The organism is Variovorax sp. J22R115 (genome assembly GCF_030317005.1).
Taxonomy (GTDB): domain Bacteria; phylum Pseudomonadota; class Gammaproteobacteria; order Burkholderiales; family Burkholderiaceae_C; genus Variovorax.
In genome coordinates this window covers 13,923-37,514 of record NZ_JASZYM010000019.1, presented here as the reverse complement: position 1 = coordinate 37,514, position 23,592 = coordinate 13,923, and the positions used below count along the sequence as shown (strand labels likewise).

The 23,592-nt window shown below is 65.1% G+C and carries 23 protein-coding genes; 15 read left to right on the top strand and 8 right to left on the bottom strand.

The features are described 5' to 3' along the window. Positions 1-27: 27 nt before the first annotated feature. On the bottom strand, positions 28-1,044 hold the full coding sequence (locus tag QTI04_RS28160; protein ID WP_336621912.1) for an AraC family transcriptional regulator: 1,017 nt from the start codon (positions 1,042-1,044) through the stop codon (positions 28-30). Positions 1,045-1,157: 113 nt separating this feature from the next. On the opposite strand from QTI04_RS28160, the gene QTI04_RS28155 reads away from it, so the two are divergent. The 7 genes from QTI04_RS28155 to QTI04_RS28125 all read left to right on the top strand — a co-directional run bounded on the left by QTI04_RS28155 (position 1,158) and on the right by QTI04_RS28125 (position 8,552). Beyond that, the gene (locus tag QTI04_RS28155) at positions 1,158-2,138 is read left to right on the top strand and encodes a quinone oxidoreductase (protein WP_286618471.1); all 981 of its coding nucleotides are present in this window, start codon (positions 1,158-1,160) and stop codon (positions 2,136-2,138) included. A gap of 28 nt (positions 2,139-2,166) precedes the next feature. Next, positions 2,167-3,015, top strand: coding sequence for a TauD/TfdA family dioxygenase (locus QTI04_RS28150; protein ID WP_286618470.1), 849 nt, complete (start codon positions 2,167-2,169; stop codon positions 3,013-3,015). A 55-nt stretch (positions 3,016-3,070) separates the two neighbouring features. Further along, positions 3,071-4,138 (top strand): 3-keto-5-aminohexanoate cleavage protein, encoded by a 1,068-nt coding sequence (locus tag QTI04_RS28145; RefSeq protein WP_286602420.1) that lies wholly within the window; start codon positions 3,071-3,073, stop codon positions 4,136-4,138. A gap of 47 nt (positions 4,139-4,185) precedes the next feature. After that, the gene (locus tag QTI04_RS28140) at positions 4,186-5,493 is read left to right on the top strand and encodes an MFS transporter (RefSeq protein WP_286618583.1); all 1,308 of its coding nucleotides are present in this window, start codon (positions 4,186-4,188) and stop codon (positions 5,491-5,493) included. Beyond that, complete coding sequence (locus QTI04_RS28135; protein ID WP_336621911.1) at positions 5,441-6,154, top strand: DsbA family oxidoreductase; 714 nt, start codon at positions 5,441-5,443, stop codon at positions 6,152-6,154. The genes QTI04_RS28140 and QTI04_RS28135 overlap by 53 nt, the downstream gene beginning before the upstream one ends. 68 nt (positions 6,155-6,222) lie before the next feature. Beyond that, entirely contained in the window at positions 6,223-7,230 is a 1,008-nt protein-coding gene (locus QTI04_RS28130) for a YeiH family protein (RefSeq protein WP_286602424.1), read from the top strand. A gap of 56 nt (positions 7,231-7,286) precedes the next feature. Beyond that, on the top strand, positions 7,287-8,552 hold the full coding sequence (locus tag QTI04_RS28125) for a porin (RefSeq protein ID WP_286618468.1): 1,266 nt from the start codon (positions 7,287-7,289) through the stop codon (positions 8,550-8,552). A gap of 61 nt (positions 8,553-8,613) precedes the next feature. Here the strand turns inward: QTI04_RS28125 and cax are convergent, their stop codons facing one another. The 6 genes from cax to QTI04_RS28095 form a co-directional block, all read right to left on the bottom strand. Further along, positions 8,614-9,705: a calcium/proton exchanger gene (gene cax, locus QTI04_RS28120; protein ID WP_286618467.1), complete on the bottom strand. Its 1,092-nt coding sequence runs from the start codon at positions 9,703-9,705 to the stop codon at positions 8,614-8,616. Between the two features lie 328 nt (positions 9,706-10,033). Then, positions 10,034-10,957: a DUF2950 domain-containing protein gene (locus tag QTI04_RS28115; protein ID WP_286618466.1), complete on the bottom strand. Its 924-nt coding sequence runs from the start codon at positions 10,955-10,957 to the stop codon at positions 10,034-10,036. A gap of 15 nt (positions 10,958-10,972) precedes the next feature. Further along, on the bottom strand, positions 10,973-12,436 hold the full coding sequence (locus QTI04_RS28110; RefSeq protein ID WP_286618464.1) for a DUF3300 domain-containing protein: 1,464 nt from the start codon (positions 12,434-12,436) through the stop codon (positions 10,973-10,975). A gap of 499 nt (positions 12,437-12,935) precedes the next feature. Then, positions 12,936-13,787, bottom strand: coding sequence for an SDR family NAD(P)-dependent oxidoreductase (locus QTI04_RS28105; protein WP_286618462.1), 852 nt, complete (start codon positions 13,785-13,787; stop codon positions 12,936-12,938). Between the two features lie 42 nt (positions 13,788-13,829). Then, positions 13,830-14,762: a 3-keto-5-aminohexanoate cleavage protein gene (locus QTI04_RS28100; protein WP_286618461.1), complete on the bottom strand. Its 933-nt coding sequence runs from the start codon at positions 14,760-14,762 to the stop codon at positions 13,830-13,832. 11 nt (positions 14,763-14,773) lie between these two features. Further along, on the bottom strand, positions 14,774-16,027 hold the full coding sequence (locus QTI04_RS28095; protein ID WP_286618460.1) for an acyl-CoA dehydrogenase family protein: 1,254 nt from the start codon (positions 16,025-16,027) through the stop codon (positions 14,774-14,776). Positions 16,028-16,270: 243 nt separating this feature from the next. Between QTI04_RS28095 and QTI04_RS28090 the strand changes: the two genes are divergently transcribed. The 5 genes from QTI04_RS28090 to QTI04_RS28070 all read left to right on the top strand — a co-directional run bounded on the left by QTI04_RS28090 (position 16,271) and on the right by QTI04_RS28070 (position 21,514). Further along, entirely contained in the window at positions 16,271-17,218 is a 948-nt protein-coding gene (locus QTI04_RS28090; RefSeq protein WP_286618458.1) for an MlaD family protein, read from the top strand. Further along, positions 17,215-18,060: a tetratricopeptide repeat protein gene (locus QTI04_RS28085; RefSeq protein ID WP_286618456.1), complete on the top strand. Its 846-nt coding sequence runs from the start codon at positions 17,215-17,217 to the stop codon at positions 18,058-18,060. The genes QTI04_RS28090 and QTI04_RS28085 overlap by 4 nt, the downstream gene beginning before the upstream one ends. 165 nt (positions 18,061-18,225) lie before the next feature. Then, on the top strand, positions 18,226-19,281 hold the full coding sequence (locus tag QTI04_RS28080; protein WP_286618455.1) for a 3-keto-5-aminohexanoate cleavage protein: 1,056 nt from the start codon (positions 18,226-18,228) through the stop codon (positions 19,279-19,281). Positions 19,282-19,309: 28 nt separating this feature from the next. Then, positions 19,310-20,305: a tripartite tricarboxylate transporter substrate binding protein gene (locus QTI04_RS28075; RefSeq protein WP_286618453.1), complete on the top strand. Its 996-nt coding sequence runs from the start codon at positions 19,310-19,312 to the stop codon at positions 20,303-20,305. 174 nt (positions 20,306-20,479) lie between these two features. Beyond that, positions 20,480-21,514 carry a YeiH family protein gene (locus tag QTI04_RS28070; protein ID WP_286618452.1) on the top strand — a complete coding sequence of 345 codons (1,035 nt, stop codon included), beginning with the start codon at positions 20,480-20,482 and terminating at the stop codon, positions 21,512-21,514. Positions 21,515-21,539: 25 nt separating this feature from the next. On the opposite strand, the gene QTI04_RS28065 is transcribed toward QTI04_RS28070, so the two are convergent. Then, positions 21,540-22,547, bottom strand: a complete 1,008-nt coding sequence (locus QTI04_RS28065; RefSeq protein ID WP_286618451.1) for an AraC family transcriptional regulator — start codon at positions 22,545-22,547, stop codon at positions 21,540-21,542. Between the two features lie 141 nt (positions 22,548-22,688). Between QTI04_RS28065 and QTI04_RS28060 the strand changes: the two genes are divergently transcribed. From QTI04_RS28060 to QTI04_RS28050, 3 genes are read left to right on the top strand one after another with little or no spacing between them, the layout of a single operon-like run. After that, on the top strand, positions 22,689-23,087 hold the full coding sequence (locus QTI04_RS28060; RefSeq protein ID WP_286618450.1) for a carboxymuconolactone decarboxylase family protein: 399 nt from the start codon (positions 22,689-22,691) through the stop codon (positions 23,085-23,087). Beyond that, positions 23,084-23,278 carry a DUF1289 domain-containing protein gene (locus tag QTI04_RS28055; protein WP_286602449.1) on the top strand — a complete coding sequence of 65 codons (195 nt, stop codon included), beginning with the start codon at positions 23,084-23,086 and terminating at the stop codon, positions 23,276-23,278. Before QTI04_RS28060 ends, QTI04_RS28055 begins: the two co-directional genes overlap by 4 nt. A 17-nt stretch (positions 23,279-23,295) precedes the next feature. Continuing rightward, entirely contained in the window at positions 23,296-23,487 is a 192-nt protein-coding gene (locus QTI04_RS28050; protein ID WP_286602671.1) for a hypothetical protein, read from the top strand. The last annotated feature ends 105 nt before the right edge of the window (positions 23,488-23,592 follow it).

The following is a 23,592-nucleotide window of genomic DNA, read 5'->3' as shown; positions in this document are numbered from 1 at the left end:
TCGATCGCTTCGAGACGGGGCAGGGGTTCACGCCTTCGCCGCGTGGCTCTCACGCCATGCCGATGGAACCTGGTGAAACTGGGTGGTGAACCAGCGCGTGAAAGAGCCCTGCGTGCTGTAGCCAAGCAACTCCGATACCTGATGCAGGCTGTACCTGGAGTTGTCGATGTACCGGGGAGCCAGTTCGCAGCGCACTTCATTGACCAGTGAGGTGAAGGTTGCTCCTGCTTCGTCCAGCTGGCGCTGCATCGAACGCACGCTCAGCCCGAGACCTTGCGCCACGCACTCGCTGGTGGCGCGCCCCATGGGCAGTGTCAGGTAGATCGCTCGACGCACCTCCACCATGATCTTGTTGCCGCTTGCCCGAGGCAGGGTTTCGATGAACTGCCTTGCATAGCGGGCCATGGCCGGATCGGCAGACGGGTTGGGTGCATCCAGGTCCGCGGCAGGAATGACGATGCCACTGAAGTCGCTGTCGAATTCCAATCTGCAGGCGAACACGCGGCGATGCAATCGCAGATCACTCGGGGCCGCATGGGTGAAGTTCACGCTGTCAGGTTGCCACCGCGCCCCCATGAGGGCCGCACACATTCGGAACAACACGCCGATGGCCAGTTCCGTGGCCTGACGCGCGGGCACGTGGGCCACCACCTCGAGCCGAACGATCACGATCCTCCCCGCCTCCTCGATCTGCGTTGCCAGGCTTTCGTTGAGAAGGTGCCGGTAGTCGATGGTGGTGACCAGGGCATCCCGCAACGTGGGCTGATGACTGATCAGCAGGCTGATGGCTCCGAAGTGCGACAGCTGCCGCGACTCTGCCATGCGCAGACCGAAGTCCATGCATCCGCAAGACGCGGCCGACTCTTCCAGCAAGGCGACCGCCGCATCCGTCGGGATCCGTTGCTCGGGGTCCTTGAGCATGGCCTGGCTCAGGCCCGCACGCCGAAGTGCCTCCGTGGGGTTGAAACCGAGGCTGTTGGCGACCTCCAGATAGTTGGTCAGGGCTGCGGCACGAACGAGCGGAACCATGGTGGGACGGGGCAATACGGCCTCGGCAAATTCTGGCACGGAATGCGAAATCGATGGCGCAAGTTGCACGGCGTCTTGGCCTCGCGATCCCTAAAGTTGATCCCACGCAATCCAAGCAGGAGACATGAATGGCAAAGGCAATACGACTCGCGCAGACCGGTGGACCGGAAGTCCTTCGTTGCGAGGACATCGAGGTGGGCCGCCCCGGCCCGGGCCAGGTGCGGCTGCGCCATGTGGCTGTCGGCCTCAACTACGCCGACACCTATTTTCGCGACGGCACCTATCCCGTGCCCATGCCCAGCGGCCTCGGCGTCGAGGCGGCCGGGGTCGTGCAGGAAGTGGGCGAGGGCGTGGCCCATCTGGCGGTCGGCGATCGCGTCACCTACACGGGGTTCATCGACACGTTGGGTGCGTACAGCACCGAAAGGCTGATCTCGGCTGCGCCCCTGATCCGTCTGCCGGAGACCATCGCGTTCGAAACCGCCGCCGCCATGACGATGCGCGGCCTGACCAGCGCCTACCTGATGCGCCGCATCTACCCGTTCAAGCAGGGCGACACCCTGCTGCTGCACGCCGCGGCGGGGGGTGTCGGCCTGATCGTCGCGCAATGGGCCAGGCTGCTGGGCATCACGGTCATCGGCACGGTTTCGACCGAAGAAAAGGCAGAGATGGCCCGTTCGCACGGCTGCGCATACACCATCAACTACAGCCATGAAGACGTGGCCCGGCGCGTGCGCGAGATCACCGATGGCGTGGGCGTGAACGTGGTGTTCGACAGCGTCGGCCAGAGCACGTTCATGGCCTCGCTCGATTCGCTCAAGCGCCGCGGCCTGATGGTCTGCGTCGGCACGGCCAGCGGCCCGGTTGCACCCTTCGGGCCGCAGCTGCTGGCCGTGAAGGGATCCCTGCACCTGACCCGGCCGGCGCTGGCCGACTACATCGCGGACCCTGTCGAGAAGGCGCAACTGGCGGACGAGGTCTTCGGTCACGTGGCGGCGGGCCGCATCAGGATCGAGATCAATCAGCACTACGCCCTGCAAGACGCCGTGCAAGCCCACCGAGACCTGGAATCGCGCAAGACGACGGGTTCCTCGATCTTCGTCGTCTGAGAAGCACAAACCCACTGGAGACAATTTCATGAGAATCGAACAACTGACCTGCAGCATCGGCGCCGAATTGCTCGATGTGAGCCTGGAGGATGCCGCCTACGACAACGGCCTGTTCAACGAGGTCTACGAAGCCCTGCTGAAGCACCGTGTGCTCTTCCTGCGCGACCAGGACATCTCGCGCCAGGCCCACGTGGACTTCGCATCGCGGCTCGGGCAACTGGAAACCCATCCGATGGTGCCCACCCATCCGGATGCGCCGGGCCTGGTCCAGATCTACAAGGACCCGGACAGCCCGGCCGACCGGTATGAGAATGCCTGGCACACCGACGGCACATGGCGCGAGGCGCCCTCGCTGGGCGCCGTGCTGCGCTGCGTCGAATGCCCGCCGGTCGGCGGCGACACGATGTGGGCCAACATGGTCATGGCCTACGAGAAGCTGCCCGACGACGTCAAGGCGCAGATCGCCGACCTGTGGGCCAATCACAGTTTCAACAGTTCCTTCGCCGCGGCAATGCCGCGGGAGAAGCGCCTGGCCATGAGGGCCCAGTACCCGGACGCCGAACACCCCGTGGTGCGCACGCACCCCGAGACGAAGGAGAAGGTGCTTTTCGTCAACGCCTTCACGACGCACTTCGTCAACTTCCACAACAAGAAGAACGTGCGCTACGGCCAGGACTACAACCAGACCGGCGTCGACCTGCTGAAGTATCTGATCGCCCAGGCGAACATCCCCGAATACCAGGTGCGCTGGCGCTGGAAGCCCAACAGCATCGCGATCTGGGACAACCGCAGCACCCAGCACTACGCGGTCATGGACTACCCGCCTTGCCACCGCAAGATGGAACGCGCTGCCATCGTGGGCGACAAGCCCTTCTGAAGCCACTTCGCACCCGCCCTCATCACCTTTCCACAACTTTTCAGCGAGACACACCATGAACTTCCTCGATGGATCCCTGTTCCCCGAAAACCAGCAGCCGCTGATCATCACCGCGGCGCCCTATGCACCGTCTTGGATGCCCTCCGACTTTCCCGAGGACATCCCGGTCACGATGGAAGCGCAGATCCAGAAGGCCGTGGATTGCTACAACGCCGGCGCGACGGTGCTGCACCTGCACGTGCGCGAACTCGACGGCAAGGGCAGCAAGCGCCTGTCCAAGTTCAACGAACTGATCGCCGGCGTGCGTGCCCGCGTGCCCGAAATGATCATCCAGGTGGGCGGCTCCATCAGCTTCGCGCCCGAGACCGACGGTGCGGCAGCGAAGTGGCTCTCCGACGACACGCGCCACATGCTGGCCGAGCTCGATCCCAAGCCCGACCAGGTCACGGTGACGATCAACACGTCGCAAATGAACATCCTCGAGCAGTTCGACATCCGGGACATCAAGGGCACCTCGATGGAAGACCCGGACGTCTTCAATGCCTACAAGGAGATGACGGTGCCGGCCCAGCCCGGGTGGGCCGAGGAGCACATCCGCCGCCTCACCAAGGCCGGCATCCAGAGCGCCTTCCAGTGCTACAACATCAACAGCTTCGAGTCGGTCGAGCGCTTGATGCGGCGCGGCATCTACAAGGGCCCGCTGGTCATGAACTGGGTGGCGATCGGCGGCGGCATGGACGCACCGAACATCTACAACCTGGCGAACTTCGTGCGTGCAGCGCCGGACGGCGCGGTACTGACCGTGGAAAGCTCGGTGCTCAACGTGCTGCCGGTCAACATGATGGGCATTGCCATGGGCCTGCACGTGCGCACGGGCACCGAGGACAACCTCTGGAACCAGTCGCGCACCGCGAAGATCGGCACGGTCGCGCAGGTCGAGCAGTTGGTGCGCATCTCGCGCGAGTTCGGCCGCCCGATCGCGACCGCCCAACAGGCGCGCGAGATCAGCAGGATCGGCGTCTTCTACGACACGGTGGAAGAAAGCCTGCTGGCCAACGGCTTTGCGCCCAACCGCAACGGCGGCCAGCAGGGCTTCCTGCGCAAGGCGGCGTCGCACGCCTAGCCGTCGCCGAGACACTCAAAAAACGATCCAAGAGACAAGCCATGACCATGACAATGGCAGGAGTCGCCTTGCCCTCGCGCAAGGACGACTACCTCACCAGCAGGCGACAGGCCTGGTTCGCCTTCGCGATGACCTTCGGCCTGATGCTGTTCGACTACATCGACCGGCAGGTCATCGTCTCGCTCTTTCCGCATATCAAGAGCGAATGGAATCTGAGCGACAAGCAGCTTGGCGCGCTGGTTTCCATCATCTCGATCGTGGTGGCGATCGGCGGGATCCCCGTGGCGCTGCTGGCCGACCGGGTGAGCCGCGTGAAGAGCATCTTCGTGATGGCGAGCGTCTGGAGCCTGGCCAGCATCTCCTGCATGTTCACCAACAATTTCGGCCAGCTGTTTGCGGCGCGTGCGGTGGTGGGTGCCGGCGAGACCGGCTACGGCTCGGTCGGCGCGGCATTGATCTCGACGCTGTTTCCCAAGCGCCTGCGCGGGGCGCTGCTGGGCGCCTTCTTCGCGGCGGCATCGCTGGGCTCCGTGCTCGGCGTGGTGCTCGGGGGCATGATTGCGGCCAAGTGGGGTTGGCGGGCTGCGTTCGGCGTGGTCGGCGTGCCAGGCCTCGTGATGGCACTGCTGTACCTGCTCGTGCGGGACTACAAGACCGTGGCCCTCACACCTCGGCTGGACAAGGTTACCCAGTCGCTCGGCGCCACGCTCAAGCACATCTTCGGCGCCCTGGCGCGAACGCGCACCATGCTGTGGGTCTGCGTGGGCTCTGCCATGCAGCTCATCGTGGTCTCCGCCGTGTGGTCGTGGCTGCCGAGCTACCTCAACCGCTTCCAGGGCATCGCGCCAGACGCTGCGGGCAAGCAGGCCGCGATGGTGGTGCTCGTCGGCGCGGTGGGCTCCGTGTTCTGGGGCTACGTGGTGGACCGGTTGGCGCTGCGCCGTCCCCGCAACAAGCTTCCTGCCCTGGCCGTCCTGTGCCTGGTCACCCTGGCGATTTTCCTCGTGGCCTTCGCGGGTACCGAGCCCGGAGAGACGCAATTCAAGCTGGTGCTGCTGGGCGGCTTCTTCATGACCTGCACCGTGGGCGTGGTGTCGGGTGTAGTCATCGACGTGATTCACCCTGGCGTGCGTTCCACGGGCTCGGCCGTGCTGTCGCTGTTCCAGAACCTGTTCGGCCTGGCTGTCGGCCCCTTCCTGGTGGGCGTGCTGTCGGACCAATGGGGCCTTCAGCAGGCGATGGCGATCGTGCCCTGCTTCAGCGTGCTGGCCGCCGCGGCTTTCATCTGGTCCGCGCGCAGCTATGACGCCGACGTTGCCAAAGTTTCCAACGTGGCGCTCGCCGTCGCACCCTGAAAAGCCGCATATGACACACGCGCTCCACATCGACTTCTACCTTGACCTGGTCTGTCCCTGGTGCCTGATCGGCAAGAGACAACTGGATCGGGCAGTGGCGGAGTTCACCAATGTCCCTGGCAACCCTGCGGTGCAAGTGCACTGGCGCTCTGTGCAACTGTTCCCGGACCTGCCCGTGGAGGGCTTGGACTTCGAAGCGTTCTATCGGCAGCGCCTGGGAAGCATCGACGCCGTGCATGCCCGGCAGGCACAGGTTCGGGCCGCCGCCAGGCGCGCAGGCACCGAGGTGCACTTCGAGCGGATTCGCCGCTTTCCGAACACGCGACTCGCGCACCAGATGCTGGCCTACGGCACAGAGAAACTGTCGCCCGAGATGCTGAACGCCCTCCTGGACGCGCTCCTGGAGGGGTATTTCCAACAAGGCGCGGACCTTGGTGACGAAGACAGCCTGCTGGCCATCGGCAGTCGCCACGAGATTGACCCGGCCGCGTGGAGGGCGTGGCTGGATCACGAACATCGCTTTCCCGAACAGAACCGCGTCTCGAGCGTGCCACTCCTCGTTTTCAACCGACAGATTTCACTCCGCGGTGCACAGCCGCAAGGTGTGCTGCTCGAAGCCATGGGCGAGGCGTGCGAGGCCGCGGCCGCCTCAACGATCTGAAGCTGGCCGTTCGACACCCACGCACATCCGAATCGGCATCCGCGCCGCCATTCCTGAAGACTCTTGCCATGACAACACTCGCCACTTCCGTGCGCGCACGCAGCAACCTGCTCGTTCCGGGCCTCCTGATGAGCATCGTGGTGGCCGCGGCGGCCACCTTCCTGGCCGATCACTACCACGCACCGGTCATGCTTTTCGCGCTGTTGCTCGGCATGGCCGTGAACTTCCTTTCCGCGGATGGCAAATGCAAGCCCGGCATCGAGTTCACATCGCGGGAGGTGCTGCGCGTCGGCGTCGCGCTGCTGGGCATGCGCCTCACGTTCTCCCAGATCGCGGCGCTGGGATGGCACCCGGTGGTGCTCGTGGTGGGTTCGGTCATCCTGACCATTCTCGTGGCCATGCTGGCCGCCCGCGCCATGGGATTCCAGACCTTGTTCGGGCTGCTCACCGGCGGCGCGACCGCCATTTGCGGGGCCTCGGCGGCACTTGCCCTGGCGGCGGCCTTGCCGGCGCACCCGGGGAAGGAACGGGCGACCCTCTTCACGGTCATTGGCGTTTCGGCCTTGTCGACGATGGCCATGATCGTGTACCCGATGGTGGTCCAGCTGTTCGGCCTCGACCCGACGCAGGCCGGCATGTTCCTGGGGGGAACCATCCATGACGTGGCCCAGGTCGTGGGCGCCGGCTATGGGATGTCGCAGCAGACCGGAGATACCGCCACGGTGGTGAAGCTGATGCGGGTGGCCATGCTGTTGCCGGTCATCGTGTGCGCGGTGATGATCAGTCGTGGCCGTGGCGGTGAACAGGGAGGCAAGCGCCCGCCCCTGCTGCCCTGGTTCGCGGTCGGCTTCATCGTGCTTGCGGCCCTCAACAGCACCGGCTGGATCGCGCCGTCGGTGCAGACATTCGCCAATGACCTTTCGCGCTGGTGCCTGGTCATCGCCATCAGCGCTCTGGGAATGAAGACACAGCTCAAGGAGCTGGCCTCCGTCGGCCTCAAGCCGATCGTCCTGATGGTGGGCGAGACGGTCTTCCTGGCAGCGCTCGTGCTGGGCCTGCTGCGCTGGGGCCTGTGAAGACAGCACACACAAAGCGAGCACACCTCAGCAAATTCTCGATGGAGACATCTCATATGAAAAAGCAAACCCTCATCGCCCTGGCGGCTCTGACCGCTGCCGGCATGGCCTCGGCACAGTCATCGGTCACCCTCTTCGGAGTCGTCGACGCCGCAGTCAGCGGGTACAAGAGCCAGTCCGAAACGCCGCTCGGCACGACGATCACCAAGAGCCAGACGGTGCTGTCGAGCGGGGGCTACAACTCCAGCCGCCTGGGCTTCCGTGGCACCGAAGATCTCGGCGGCGGAATCGCCGCCAGCTTCTGGCTCGAAGCGGGCATGACCAATGACAACGGCGGTGGCGCGGCGACCGGCGGGGGCCTGAACTTCAATCGTCGTTCGACGGTGAGCCTGTCCGGCATCCTCGGTGAACTGCGTCTGGGGCGCGACTATGTCCCGACATTCTGGAATGACGGCGTCTTCGATCCATTCAACACGAACGGCGCGGGCACCAGCCTGATCGCGACCGCCAGCGGGGGCACGGCCCTCGGCGTGCCCAACAGCGGCTTTCAGTCGAACCGCAACTACGTTCGTGCCTCGAACTCGATCGGCTATTTCCTGCCTCCGAGCCTGGGTGGCTTCTACGGCCAGTTCATGTACGCCTTGAATGAGAAGGTCAGCTACGATCCGGGCGGCCTGACCCCTCCGGGCGTCCCCGCGATCGTCGCCAACCCGGCGCTCGCGACCGTAGCCGACGACGCACGTGCCGGCTGCTACATCGGCGGTCGCTTCGGCTACGCCACCGGCCCCCTGGACGTCGCGCTGGCCTACGGCAAGAGCACCATCGGCTCCAACTTCTTTCTGGGCAGCACGACCACCCTGAATATCTGGAACCTGGGTGCTTCGTACGACTTCGGGCCCGTGAAAGTGTTCGGCGAGTATTCGAACAACAAGCAGAAGACCGACCTGGCGACCAACACGTTCGCCCCGTTCGGGGTCACGAAGCCTGGTGCCAATGGCGGCCTGGTGGGCGTGACCATTCCAGTCGATGCCGGCCTGATCCGTGCGGCCTACTCGCTGGTCAGGTACAACAACGTGCACCTGAACATCGCCGGGCTGAACCCCGATCCGAAATCCGATCAGTTCGCCCTCGGCTACGTGTACAACCTGTCAAGGCGCACCGCGCTGTATTCCACCGTCGCCTACGTGAGCAACAAGGATGGCGCCGGGCTGGCGGTCACCGGCGCACCCGCCTTCTACACGGGCACGATCCCCGGCGGCCCCGGCGCCGCGGTGCCGAGCAAGTCAATCGGGTACGACGTGGGAATCCGACATGCCTTCTGATCTTCCAGGCAGGTAGTGTCGTGCCTCGCTGGCACCTGGACGAAGTTGCCCGACTGCTCACTCATGCCATCGCCCTGGGTGGCATCAGGTAGAGCGTCATCGCGAAGATCACATAAACCATCAGTATCAGCACGCCGACGAACCACGCCGAGCGCCCACTGTTCGTGACCAGCACCGCCGTGAGGGTGGCGATGATCACCATCACCACGGCGCCCGGCCAGAACTGAAGGTCCATGGGCGTCGGCGCGATGAAATAGCTCAGGAGTATCAGCGCCGGCGCCACGAACAGCGCGATCTGCGACGCGCTACCCAAGGCGATGCCGACGCTCAGGTCCAGCCGGTTCTTGCGCGCGCCGGAGAAGGCCGAACTCATTTCCGCCGCACCGCCGACCAGCGACACAACAATGAAACCCACAAACGCCGGGGTCATCCCGAATTCTTCGGCCGCCTTCTGAACCGACTCGACGAACACTTCGCTGACCAGCGCCACGAGCACGGTCACGCCGGCCAGGGTGGCCAGGGCCAGCCCGATGGGCCAGGGCGGTTCGCCATCATCACCATGCTTCGCGCTGGCGAACAACTCGCGGTGCGTCTTCAGGGAGAAGAGCATGCCCAGTGCGTAGGCCACCATGAGCAGCACCGCCAGACCCGCGCTCAGCGTCTGCGTAAACGCAGGCGCCGAGTCGACCGTGATCATCGCTGAAGGGATCAGCAATGCGACCGTGGCCAGGAAGAGCAGGCCTGCCTGCATGCGGGCGCTGACCCGGTTGAATTCCTGAACGTGGTGCTTGAGTCCGCCGAGCAGGAACGACGCGCCCAGCATGAAGAGCGTATTGGTCACGATCGCGCCGGCAATGGACGCCTTCACCAACATGATCTGTCCTGCCCTCAAGGCAGTAAGCGCAATGACCAGTTCGGTCAGGTTTCCCAGTGTGGCGTTGAGCAGTCCGCCCGCGGCGTCGCCGGTCTTGGCCGCGACGGATTCGGTGGCGTGGCTCAGCAGCGCAGCGAGCGGCACGATGGCGAGCACGGACAGCACGAAGAGCACTGTGTGCGCTTCGGGCTTGAGCTTCGCGGTCACGAACACCACCGGGACAAAGACCAGGAGCCAGAGCAGCGGGCTTCGACGGATTTCCTGGAGAAGGGGTTTCATGGCCGAAATCAACCGATTGGTCGCCACTGTCGTGCTACTGGGAAGTCGTCGTGCTATGGGGATGATCGCCTCATCGGCGGTGAGCGTCCGATTCCTGCCGAAGCCTGTGAATGATTGTTTCGGTCTGTTGTTGACATCGCTGTTGGCTCGGTGCGAAGAGTCAGGAGGTTGTTCCATGACGCCTTGAGTCGAGGCAGGGGAGCAACACATCCGATTCCTTGATGTGGATGGTGCCAGTTTCAGCGGTCGAGGGCGGCGGTGCATTCCCGGGAGTGTTGATTGTCATCGTCCCCCGGATCCATCATCAACGACGCCCAACCCCAACTCGTCAAATTCCCGGCACCGGCGCCTTTCGCCAACTCGCATCAGGATCGAATCGCTTCATCGCACGCGCTGTTGCGTCGGTTCCGGCTCCGAGATCCTTCTCGTACACGATGCCCTCGTGGTTCACCATGAAGGTCATCACGCCCGACTCACCGTAGCGCGCGGGCCAGGCGACCAGCGCGAAGCCGCTTCGCATGCGGTTGCCGATCATGTAGTCGTACGTGCCCCCGGGAGCGTTCGGCCCTTGCGCCTTGAGGATCTTGAACAGGTAGCCGTGGTAGCCCAGCCCGGGCTTCGAACCGCCGTAGATCGGGCCCAGCGGGCTCAGTGGCTGGCCCGCCTCGTCGGGCCAGTAGAGGCCGTCGCGCCGGCCGGGTGTGCTGGCGATCTTCTGCGCATATTCGAGCACGCCGTTGCCGTCGTGATCGGTCCGCGCATACTCCCGCTGCGCATCGAAATACGCCAGCGCCGCCTGCATGGCCGCGAACTCGTTGCGGCCGATGCGGCGGGTTTGCATCATGTCGGCGCCGGCGCGCGGATCGAAGCGCCATCCGCCGCCGCCCTTCACGATGGGGATGGGCAGCGTCCAGTCGCCTTCGCCTGCGGCCAGCAGGGCCCTGCCATTGCCTTCCGCAACGATGCCGTGCTTGCGCGACGAGGCTTCGAGGAAGGCGTAGATGTCTTCGCGATCGAGTTCCCCGGGCGGCACGAAGCGCCGCCATTCCGGGCCGAGCACGATGTGCAGCGCGGCAAGGTCGTTGCTCGCGATGGCATCGGTGAATGCCTGCGCCGCGGCCTCCGGGGTCGGGTAGACGCGCTGGGCCCAAGCGGGCGCGCAAGCGAGCGCCGCGGCGGTGATGGCCATCGCGGCAAGAAGCCGAAGTGCATAGGGCATGGTGTGGATTCCGGTGAACGATGAGAGGGGCATGGCGTGCTCCTCGTGCTAGCGGCGACCACCGCCGCCACGACCACCACCACCGCCGCCCGCTCGGGCGCCGCCACCCCCACCCCCACCGCTGCGGGCGTGGCCACCTCCCGCGCCCGCCGATTGCCGGCTCGCTGCGCCGCGGTCCATCTGCTGGCGGGTGTCCGAGGCAGTGCCCGCTCCGCGCAGCGCGTTGTCGCTGGCACCGCGGTGCTGCACCGGTTGTGCCGATCCGCGGTCGGTCTGGCCGAAATTGCCGCCTGCGCCGCCGCGAACACCGCCGCCGCGATCGCTACCGCCGCGGTCGCCACCGGCGAAGTTGCTGCCTGCGCCGCCACGATCACCGCCGCCGACATTGCCGCCCGCGCCGCCACGATCCCCAGCGCCCGCACGGTCGCGGCCGGCGCCCTCCGCGGCCCGCTGTGCGCGGTCTCGCGTGGCCGGGTCGTTGCGCAGGTTCTCGCGTCCCGCGCCCGGGTCCATGCCGCGTTGCTGCAACGATGACTGGGCCTGTTGGCGCTGCGCATCACGCTCGCCGTCGCGGCCACGGAAGTCCGCGCGTTGATCCGCGCCGCCCACGCCGCGTTCGAACTGCTGCTGGCTGCGCGCGTCACGGTAGGGCACGCCCTTGCGATTGGCCGCGTTGTGCTGCCAGTTGCTCTGATTGGCCGCGATCTGCCGATTGGTATTGATGCTGTTGTAGCGGTTGGTGTTGATATTGACGTTGCCGCCGCCCCAGTTGCAATTGCCCCAGAGCGCGCCCACCGCCGCGACGCCGACGCCGAAGGCGATGCCCGTGGCTAGGGCGGAGCCCGGGTACCAGCCGACCGGCGGCGGGTAGTAGTAGGGCGGGTAGGCGGGGTAGGGCCATGTGCCGTACACGACGGCGGGGTTGTAGGCCGGCACGTAGACGGTCTGCGGGTTCGCCGGCTCGATCTTGATCACGGTCTGCTGGGTCTGCGGCTCCTGTTCCACCGACACCCTCTGCTCCGGCGTGCTCTTGAGATTCCCCGTGCGCTGGGCCTGGGTGCGAAGCCGCTGGGCCGCGTCGAGGACATCCTTCGACGAGGCGAGGAAGGCATCGCCGAGTTTCTGAACCCAGTCGGGCTGGTCGCCCATCGTCTGGAGCACCTGGGGGAAGGCAACCAGCGATTGCACGCTCGGGTCCCAGGACTGGCTCTGCACCGCCTTCACGGCGGCGTCGCCCTTCTGGCTGGGGTTGGCCTTCGACCATTTCGCGGCAGCGGCCACGTCGGCCGGGTAGGTCGCGGCCATCAGCACCTGCGACAGCAGCGAATCGGGATACAGCGCGATCGGCGCCATCATCTGATCGAGCTGCTCGCGCGTGAAGGCGGGCGCCTCCTGCGCGGCGGCGAGAGCGGAACAGGCCAACGCGAGGATGCCGAACCAGGCGCGTGCCGTCCGCACGGTGCACAGGCACATCGCTACGGCCAGGTGTCGAGTTCGAGTTTGAGTGCTCACGGAGCAGCCTTTCACGGGACCAGCGGCATCGCTGCAGCGCCAGCATAGAAAGCCGCGAGCGCTTCGACCATCGCACCAAAGTTGGATGGGTAGGGCCCGAAGCGGTCCTCGAGAGTAAACAGAGTTGGTGCAGTCGGTGAGAGGGTGGGACTCGGGCGATGTCTCAAATAACTTGGGACCGGTCGTTGATACGGGATTTCCTTGGCAACTTGATGACCGGAATCGGCATCACAGCGGGAGTTCGTCTAGCGGTAGGGAAGGGCGGCAAACGCTGCTGCGGACCCGTCGGACAGCGGTCGCTGCTGACGTACCGTGATGGGGCCCTCAGCTGCCGCTCGCGCATCTAAAACTCATGACTGCTTCAGGGCGACATTCTGACGTTGCCTCTCGCGCGCGGATAGCGATACGGCCTGTGCGATCCACTCCAAGATGGCTAGATCGGCAGCGGCGGCTGCAACCGTCAGCGCTCTCATGAAAATGTTCCGTTCGCCTGAGGAAATCAGATGATCATGCCGCCGTTGGGGCTGATCACCTGCCCGACCAGGTAGTGTTCGTCCGAGGCAAGGTACACCGCGAGCGAGGCGTATTCCTCAGGCCGTCCGACTCGCCCGAGCGGGATCAACTGGTTCACGCGGTTCCTCTGCTCTTCGCTGGCACGCGCGAGATAGTCCTCCAACGGCGGCGTCAGGATGCCGCCGCAGGCGATGGCATTCACGTAGATGTTGGCGCCGGCGACATCCAGCGCGCTGGTCTTGGTCAGGCTGACGACGCCGGCCTTGGTCGCCGAGTAGCCGGGGCTGTGCGTGCTGCCAGCGCCCAGCCCGGCGATCGAGGCGATGTTGATGATCTTGCCCGAGCGCCGTGGCTCCATGAGACGCAGCGCTGCCCGGGTGCAAAAGAACACGCCGTGCATGTTGACTCCCCACCATTTGAGCCAATCGTCGTCGGACAGCGAAGACACGATGCCCAGCGACTGGCGCGGCATCGGCGTCGTCACGTATTGCTGGTGTAGATTGCGCCGTGCCTCCTCGGCGGGCGCATTGGGCACGCGCGCGGCGTTGTTGACCAGGATGTCGACCGTGCCGAAGCGCTGCACAGCCTGCGCGAACATCGCGTCGACGGCGGCGCTATCGGAGACATCGCAGCGCAGCGCGAGGCATTGCACACCCTGTGCCTCGAGCCGAGACTGCGTGTATTGCAGCGCCCCCTGGTCGATGTTGCACAGCACCAGCTGCGCGCCCTCGTCGGCCATCGCCTCTGCGATCACGCCGCCCAGGCCAGGGCCGGCGCCGGTGACCAGGGCGACCTTGCCGGCCAGGCGGGCCGCACGCAGTCTCTTCTCTTCGTTCATCCGGTACCTCGTGAGTAGGTAAGACCTGTCGGGCGGGCCGGCTCAGAACCCGACGTTCTCAGCGCCCTTGAGCGAAAGAATCTCGCGCGCCTGCGCTGGCGTCGCGATCTGCAGGCCAAGCCCTTCCAGGATCTCGCGGACCTTGCGCACCTGCTGTGCGTTCGACTCGGCCAGCTTTCCTGGAGCGATCCACAGGCTGTCTTCCAGTCCGACGCGCACATCGCCCCCCATCGACGCAGCCATGGCCGCCACCTTCATCTGATTGCGGCCCGCGCCGAGCACCGACCATCGGTAGTCGTTGCCGAACAGGCGATCCGCAGTGCGCTTCATGTGCATGACGTCGTCCGGGTGTGCGCCGATGCCGCCCAGGATGCCGAACACGGTCTGGACGAAGAAGGGCGGCTTGATGAGCCCGCGATCGATGAAGTGGGCCAGGTTGTAGAGATGCGAGGTGTCGTAGCACTCGAACTCGAAGCGCGTGCCGCTGGCCGACAGTTCCCGCAGCGAGGTCTCGATGTCGCCGTAGGTGTTGCGAAAGACCAGGTCCTTGCTGCCCTCCAGGTACGAGCGCTCCCAGTCGTGCTTGAATTCCTTGAAGCGATCCAGCATTGGGAACAGGCCGAACCCCATCGAACCCATATTCATCGAGGCGACCTCGGGCTGCAGGACGGTGGCCGGGCGGATGCGTTCCTGCACCGACATGTACGGCGAGCCGCCGGTGGTCAGGTTGACCACTGCATCGCACTCGCCCTTGATGCGCCCCAGAAAGGGCGTGAAAGCCTCAGGGCGCTGGTCCGGTTTGCCGGTCACCGGGTCACGGGCATGCAGGTGGATGATGGCGGCGCCTGCCTTTGCCGCCGCGATCGAAGACTCCGCGATTTCTTCTGGCGTCACCGGCAGGTACGGCGACATCGAAGGCGTGTGGATCGCGCCGGTGATGGCGCAGCTGATGATGACGACATTCTGTTGGTACATGTGTTGCTCCCTCACCCCGTGATTTCCTTGCCGAAGATCGCCCGGGCGATCACCAGCTTCTGGATCTCGTTGGTGCCTTCATAGATCTCTGCGATCTTGCAATCGCGGTAGATTTCCTCCACGCGATAGTGCGAGCCGTCGGCCGCCAGCTCCGCCATGAAGCCATAGCCGCCGAAGATCTGGACGCCGTCGCGCGCGAACTCAGCAGCGAGGTTGGTCGCATACCACTTGGCCATGGCGGCCTCGGGCTCCGGAAAGGCCTCGCCCGAATCCATGCGCAGGGCGGCCTTCATGTACAGGTTGCGCGCATTCTCGATCTCGGTGGCGCGCTCGGCCAGCTTGAACTGCCAGTGCTGGAACTGCGCGATCTTCCTGCCGAATGCCTGCCGCGTCATCAGCCGTTCGACGCTGTGGTCGAAAGTGGCCTGCGCCATGCCGACTCCGCTCGCGGCAATGCCGATGCGCCCGTAGGTCAAGGTCTGCAAGGCGATCTTGAGACCGCCGCCGACGGCGCCGACAACGTTCTCCGCCGGAACCTGCACGTTGTCGAAATAGATGTCTGCGGTCAACTGGCCGTGATTTCCCATCTTCCGATCAGGCGCGCCGACGCGCACGCCCGGTGAATCCAGGTCGATCACGATCTCCGTCATGCGTCCTTCCTCGGCGCATAGCAGCACAACGAAATCGGCGACCGGCGCATTGGTGATGAAGCGCTTGCGGCCGTTGACCACATAGCCCCCGCCCTCGCGGTTCGCGAAGGTCTGCATCGTCTTGATGCTCAGGTCGGTGCTGGCATCGGGCTCGGTGGTGGCAAAGCTGCCGATCTTCTCGCCAGCCAGCAGGGGCGCCAGGTAGCGCTGCTGCAGCGCAGGCGATGCATGTTCCAGCGCATGGCCGGCCAGGATGCAATGCACGTCGACCACGGCCGCGACGGAGTTCGAGTGGTAGGCCAGTTCCTCGATGAGCGCAGCGGTGGCGCAGGCCGGGTACTCCAGCCCGCGCCCGCCGACCTCGGCCGCGAAGGGAATGCGAAACAGCCCGGCATCGGCCATCTTGCGAAAGAGCTCGCGCGGGAAGTTCTCGACCGACTCCTCGCGATGCCCGATTTCCCACGCCACCGGCGCAACATGTTCGTCGGCGAAGCGGCGCACCTCCTCGCGGATGGCCAGCGTTTCCGCGGGCGTGAGCAGGTCGTGATAGAGCTTGGGCTGATGGCGCTCGGGCGCCTGCTGTGTCAGTGCATTGGTGTTGTCTCTGGCGTTCATGTCTCGTGATTCCTGGTGGAGGGTGGTGGGCGCTGTGATTCGCACGACAGCCAGTGTCCGCGCCGAGGGTTTTGACGATTGACCTGTCGGGACATCGAGTTGCCATCTCGGGACATCTCGGGAAACCCCGCACCTGCTACGCCGTCCAGAAAAGCTGCTGGATGGCGTCATCCGTGGCGCGGGTACAGTGCAAAGCGCGATTTGCTACACCTCTCTCACCACGTCGTTTGCAGGAGGATGTCGATGTCAACTACCCCTTCGAGACGCTCGGCCCTTGCCGCAGTCGCTCTCATCGTCATCGTTGCCGGCTTGCTGATCTACGCCTACCAGCAGGGAGTGTTCAGCCGCCGGGACCACCTCTACGTGGCGGCGCCCGACGCAGCCGGAATCTTTGAGGGCATGCGGGTGACGACCCGTGGCGTGGTGATCGGGCGCGTTCGCAGCATCGCACTGCCCCCGGCGCAGTCCAGTGACGAGGGCGCACGGATCGAATTGAGCATCCGCCTGGAACACATGGCGCAGATACCGAAGGGAACGCAAGCGAGACTGGTTCGCGAGCACCTGATCGGCAAGCCAGCGATCGACCTGGTGCCCCCGCCCGGCGGCGCGCAACCGGTGGATTCGGGCGAAGTGCTGGCGCTCGAGCGCGTCAAGCTTGGCGACCAGATCGCACAGGAACTTCAGACCGCGCTCATGCCGGTGATCGCCGATGCGCGCGAGCTAACAGAGAGCCTGAAGGACCCGCAGGGCCCCTTCCAGCAGACGCTGAAGGCGGGCCAGGACCTTGCATCGAAGATGCCCGCCATCGTCGAGAAGACCGACCAGGTGATCGAGCAGACGCGAGAGACCGTCAAGACCGTCGAGAGCGGCGCCGTGGCGACGCTGGACAAGGCCGGCCGCGCGATTGGGGTCGTGCAGGAGGCCGCGCCGGCGGTGATGGAGAAGATGCAACAGGCGGCGGCAACCTCGCAAGAGGCCAGCGCCGACGTGCAGGCCATGGTGGCGCTGGCAGCCGAAAGACTGCCCGGCGTGCTCGACCAGGTACAGGCCGCGGCGACGCAGACCAACCAGATGGTGAGCAATGCGCGCCAGACCTGGCCGATCAGCATGTTGACCGGCACTTCCACCACGCCGCAGTCGCTGCCGATCGACAGCATCGGCGGGTTGCCGCTGCCGGGAGAGGCGCAATGAGCCGCGCGCGCCGATGGATCGCCTGCGGCCTGTGGGTCGTGGGAGCGGGTCTGCTCGGGGCTTGCTCGACGCCGGTCGTGCGCTCCGCGGCGGACGTCCGGGCCCAGGGCTACAACACGCAGGGAATGGACCGCTTCAAGGCGGCCGACCTGCCACGAGCGCTGGTGTTGTTCCAGCAAGCGCTCGAAGTCGGCCAGTCGATCGAGGACGACGATGCCATCGCAGCCACGCGTCTGAACCTGGCCATGGTCTATCTCGGCATGGGTCGACAGGACGAGGCCCTGAAGCAACTGGATCTGGTGATGGACGAGCGCCGCCTCGCGTTCAGCGCAGACCGACGCGCCGAAGCCGCATTGCGGCGCGCCTTGGCTGTCCAGGCAAGCGATCGTGAAAGCGCAGAACGATCGCTCGACCGGGCTGTCGAGCTTTGCGGTGGCCATTGCAGCGTGAGGGGAAAGATCCTCAATCTGAAGGCCTATGTGGCGCTGGACGCGGGACGTGCCGAGGAAGCATTGCGACTCGCGCAGCAAGCCCATGGCGCGTTGGACAAACAGGATTCGCTGGAAAGGGCCAACGCGCTGCGGTTGCAGTCGAGCGCCTACATCGCCTTGAAGACGCCAACTGCCGCGATGCCCCTGCTTCACGAAGCTTTGAAGATCGACAAGGCCGCGGGGGCGAGCGAGAAGATCTATCAGGATCTGCTGCTCCTGGGCCACGCGTCCATGGACAAGCCAGAGCTTGCCAAGGACTACTGGATGCGGGCTCACGACGTGGCGGTGGCGGCGAAGAACGAAGCGGGATCCCGGCGCACCGCGAGATTGCTGGCAGCCCCCACGCCCTAGCCCAAGGGGCGCGGCCTAGCGGCCGCGTTCTTTCAACCCCGAGTGCAAAGCCTGGGGTTCGTACCGGGTGTCCCAACGGGGTAAATGCATGTCACCCCTGGTCAATTGGCTCGCGCCTCTCCTCGGAACAATGAGCGCCTGATCTGAACTTCCCTGGAGACACACATGCACTTCTTCGACGACTCCCTTCTGCCTGAAAACCAGCAAAAGCTGGTGATCCAGGTCGCCCCCTATGGACCCCAATGGGCCGCCGGCGACTCCGACGACATCCCTGTCACGATGGACCAGCAGGTGCAAAAGGCAGTGGACTGCTGGAACGCCGGCGCCACTGTGCTGCACGTGCACGTTCGCGAAGACGACGGCAAGGGCAGCAAGCGCCTGTCCAAGTTCAACGAGATGCTGGCGCGCCTGCGAGAAGCGGTGCCCCAGATGATCCTTCAGGTCGGCGGCTCGATCTCCTTCGCCCCCGAGAGCGAAGGCCAGGCGGCCAAGTGGATGAGCGACGACACGCGCCACATGCTGGCCGAGCTCGACCCGAGGCCCGAGCAGGTCACGGTGGCGATCAACACCCAGCAGATGAACGTGATGGAGCTGATGACCGCGGCCGACGTCGAAGGCACTTCGCTCGCCAACCCGGTGGTGCAGGCGGCCTACCGCGACATGATCGTGCCATCCAACCCGTCCTGGCACGAGGAGCACATCCGCCGCCTGGTGGCCAAGGGCATCCAGCCGCACTTCATGCTGGGCAACCTGACGGGCCTGGAAAGCCTTCTGCGCATGGTGCGCCGCGGCGTCTACAGCGGCCCGTTGAACATCAACTACGTGGCCATTGGCGGTGGCTCGGCCGGGCTGCATCCGGCCGACATGCTGGAGTTCGCACGGCGCACGCCCGACGGCGCGGTGCTCACGCTGGAGACGCTGAACCGCCACATCTACCCGATGAACACGATGGCCATCGCGCTGGGCATGCATGTGCGCGTGGGCATTGAGGACACGCTGTTCGGGCCCCACGCCGAGCGCATGACCTCCGTGCAGCAGATCGAGATGGTGGTGCGTCAGGCGCGTGAGTTGCGCCGTGAAGTGGCGAATGGCGCGGAGGCGCGCAGCATCTTTGGCATCGGCCAGAACTGGGGCAGCGTCGACGAGACGCTGGCCCGCCTAGGCATGCCGCCCAACCGCGCCCCGGGCCAGCGCGGCGTGCCCGTGCGCGTCACGGCCTGAACCGCCCCCCTCGAACCTAGGAGATAACGTGACCCTGATCACACATCTGGGCCGCGCGCTGCGCCATGGCTCATTGCTGGCTGGCGCCACGCTGGCACTCGCCGCACCCTGTGCATGGGCGCAGGCCTTTCCACAGAAGACCGTGCGCCTGCTCGTTACTGCGCCGGCAGGTGGCACCTCCGACATGGTGGCACGCATGGTCGCCGAGGGGCTGACGCCGTTGCTGGGCCAGCCGGTGATCGTCGAGAACAAGCCTGGTGCCCTGGGCGGCATCGCGATGCAAGATCTGCTGTCGTCGCCGCACGATGGACACACCCTGATCGTCGCACCCAACGCCCTGGTCAGCGAGGTGCCGCACACACTCAAGCCCAAGTACGACCCGTTCAAGGACATCCAGCCCCTCGCCGAACTGGCGCGCAGTGGCCTCGTGCTGGTCAGCAACCCGTCGCTGCCCGCGAAGAACCTGAACGAACTCATCGCCTATGTGAAGACCAGCCCCGGCAAGATCAGCTATGCGTCATACAGCGCCGGCACGCTGTCGCATGTCCTGGGCCTGCAGATGGCCAAGGTTGCGAACCTCGACATGACCCATGTGGGCTACAAGGGGTCGCCGCCCGCCTTGGTGGACGTGATGGGCGGACATGTGCCGCTCATGTTCGATGGCGTCGCAACTTCCCTGCCGATGATCAAGAGTGGCAAGCTCAAGGCCTATGCGGTCAGCACGCCAAAGCGCTTGAGCGTCCTGCCTGACGTTCCGACCTTCACCGAACTGGGTTTCCCGCAGCTCGAGGCGACCGGATGGATCGGGCTGTTTGCAGCGTCCGACATACCTCCGGCAGCGCAGCAGAGGATTCGGGAAGCGACGCTCAAGGTGCTGCAGCAGCCCCAACTGCGCGAGCGCTTCAAGGACCTCGGTCAGGAGACCGGCCAGCCGCTGACGTCCAGTGAGATGTCTGCAGGCTTGCGCAGCGATTCCGCGCGCGTTGGCGAGGTGCTGCGCTCGGTCAACTACAAGCCGGAGTGAGCGGCCTTCGGAATGCCGCACCGCATTGTCTCGAGAGGGAAATTCGGTGCCCCCATCCGTCAATCAGCGTTTGCCCAGCGCGCGGACACTGCCTTCACGCGATGTTCCGAGCTTCGTGCCTGAGCGCGCTCGACAAAAGTTCTTCCACCCGACTTCCTGCCGAGAGCCAATCCCATGAATGCATCTCTGACCCTGACGGGCTGGCGCAAGCCCGCCCGCACGAACTTCAACGGCATCCTGGTGTCGGTGGTGGTGGCGGTGGCCGCCATCTCGCTGGCCGAGCACTATCACGTCTCGTCGATGCTGTTCGCCTTGCTGCTGGGCATGGCACTGAACTTTCTGTCGACCGAAGGCCGCTGTGTGCCGGGCATCCAGTTCTCCGCAAGCACGCTGCTGCGCATCGGCGTGGCGCTCCTGGGCGTGCGCATCACGTTCGGGCAGATCACGGCGCTCGGCGCAATGCCGGTCGCGATGGCGGTGCTCTCGGTGGCGCTGACGATCTGCTTCGGCGTCGGGCTGGCGCGCCTGATGGGCTACCGGAGCCGGTTCGGCGTGCTGACGGGCGGCGCGGTAGGCATCTGCGGCGCCTCGGCGGCGATGGCAATCGCCGCGGTCATCCCCGTTCGTGCGGACGACAAGCTGAAGGAGCGCGCCACCATCTTCACGGTCATCGGCGTGAGCACGCTCTCGACGCTGGCGATGGTGCTCTATCCGATGATCACCAGCCTGCTCGGCCTGGGCGGCCAGGAGGCGGGAGTCTTCCTGGGCGGCACGATCCACGATGTGGCGCAGGTGGTCGGCGCTGGCTACGGAATGTCCAAGGAGACCGGCGATGTCGCGACCATCGTCAAGCTGTTGCGCGTTGCGATGCTGCTGCCGGTAATCCTGGTGATCACCTTGTCCTACCGCAAGCAGCACGTCGCCGGGCCGGGCGGCGCACCCAAGCCGCCGCTTCTTCCGTGGTTCGTGGTGGCCTTCGCAGTGATCGTCGTCCTCAACAGCGTCGGCCTGATCTCCGCGGTCCTGCAGCAGGCGTTGCAGACGCTCTCGACCTGGCTGCTGGTGGTCTCGATGGCCGCGATCGGAATGAAATCGCACCTGAAGGATCTTGCCACCGTGGGCCTCAAGCCGATCGTGCTGATGGTGAGCGAGACGGCATTCCTGGCGATCCTGGTCGCCATGTTCCTTGTCCTTGTCCTGGCCCGCTGAGTTCCCTGGAGGACAATGGTCATGGTCAGGTCCGGGCGTCCGAACGGCGCCGCCGTCCGGCAACCTCTCCGAACTGCTGCTTGTACCAGCGCGAGAAAGCGCTGAGCGCCGAGAAACCCAGCAACTCCGCCACCTGCGACAGCGGGCGCGTGCCGTCCTCCAGGTAGTGCGCGGCCATCTCGCGTCGGACCGTGGTCACCACCTCGGTAAACGTCGTGCCCTCGCGCACCAGACGCCGATGCACGGTGCGCCGGTCGACGCCGAGTTGCTGCGCCACCTGGTCGATCGAGCACTCCCCCGAGGACAGCAGCACGAGCAGGATGTGGCGAACGCTGTCGACCATGTCCATTCGACCCGATCCGGTGGTGGCATCGAGTAACTGCCGGGCATAGCGCGCCATCACGGGGTCGGCCATCGGGTTCGCTGCATCCATGTCGCGCGTGGTGCAGACCAGCCCGTTGAAGTCCTGCCCGAAGGCGACGACGTAGCCGAAAAGGCGAATGTGCAGGCCGGGGTCCCGCGGCGGTGCGTGGGTGAAACACACCCGAATCGGACTCCAGTCAGGGCCCAGGAAGTACTTGAGGTTGCGGAACATGACGCCGATGAGAAGCTCGGTCGCCTGCCGCGAGGAGCCCTCCTGGCCAATGAGCAACTCTTCGCGGATCACCGCGACGCCTTCGGCCTCTTCGAGCTTCGCGTAGACCGACTCATTGAGCAAATGGCTGTAGCGCAGCATCGCCCGTACCACGCGCCGCACCGTGGGCTCTTCCCGCGCCACCAGCGCCACGACTCCGAGGTTCGACAGCTGGCGTTTCTCAACCATGCGCAGTCCGAAGTTGTCCATTCCGCTGGCGTTCGCCGAAGTCTCCAGCAGGCGCCGCACTGCATCGCTCGGAATCTTCAGATCGGGATCGTGCAGGCAGGCGGGGTTGAGGCCCACCTCGGCGAGCAGGGCCAGCGGATCGAGGCCAGCCTCACGCGCAATCTCAGCGTAATTGGTCAGGCTGGCGCTGCGAACGAGATTCATCGTCATGGCTAGGGTACGTGGCGTCCCCAAAGGTTAAACGTGTGTCACCGCTGGTCAATCGGCACAAGTCCTCTGCCGGAACAATCAGTACTCGAACCAGCCACAGGCGTGAGCGCCGCCGCGGCACAACATCAGGAGACAAGACTTATGCAACAGCACCAAAACGCCCCGTCGACCACCCCGGTCTGCGATCACATGCGCAGCACCGGCAACTGGAATCCCGACTGGGATGCCTTTGCCATGCTCGATGCGCAATGGACCGAGAAATTCATGGCCATGGGCGTCGCGCCCATGGTGTCGGGCGTGCTCGACGCCAAGACCGTCGAATTCCTCGCGATCGCCGTCGACGCGTCATGCACCCACATGTACGGGCCGGGCGTGCGCCGCCACATCCGCAGGGCGCTCGAACTGGGTGCCACGAAGGAAGAGATCAACGCGGTGCTGCAGTGCGTGAGCGTACTGGGCATCCACACGATGAGCCTGGGCGCACCGATCCTGCTCGAAGAAATTGCCTCACACGCGAAGCGCAACGGCACACCGCGATGAGCCAGACCGATTCCATTGCAGACCCCTGCATCAGCATCTGCCGAATGGATCAGGACGGGAAGTTTTGCCAGGGATGCAAGAGGACCGCGCTGGAGATCGGCGCCTGGCCGCGGATGACCGAGCGGCAGAAGACCGAAGCGCTCGCTTCGATCGAACTGCGCATGCCATTTGAACGACAGCCAACACCCTGAAAAAGACGGAGACAAGATTGCACCCGAACCTCATCACCGCTACGCCGTCGGCGTACACCTACCCGTTGCTCATCAAGCAATTGCTGGCCAACTCTCTGAGCCTGCACGGCGATCAGGAGATCACCTATCGCGGCGACATGCGCTACAGCTTCCGCGACTTTCGCCCGGTCGGCCAACGACGGCTATCGGCGAGTTTGACGAACAGGTAGTCCCGGCCATCATCAGTCAGTCGCTGGCGCGTCTGTTACGGCCGGTCTCTCTCGCAAAGCGGTACTTGACCGACAAGGCCCACGCCCAGATCCAATGACGCAGAT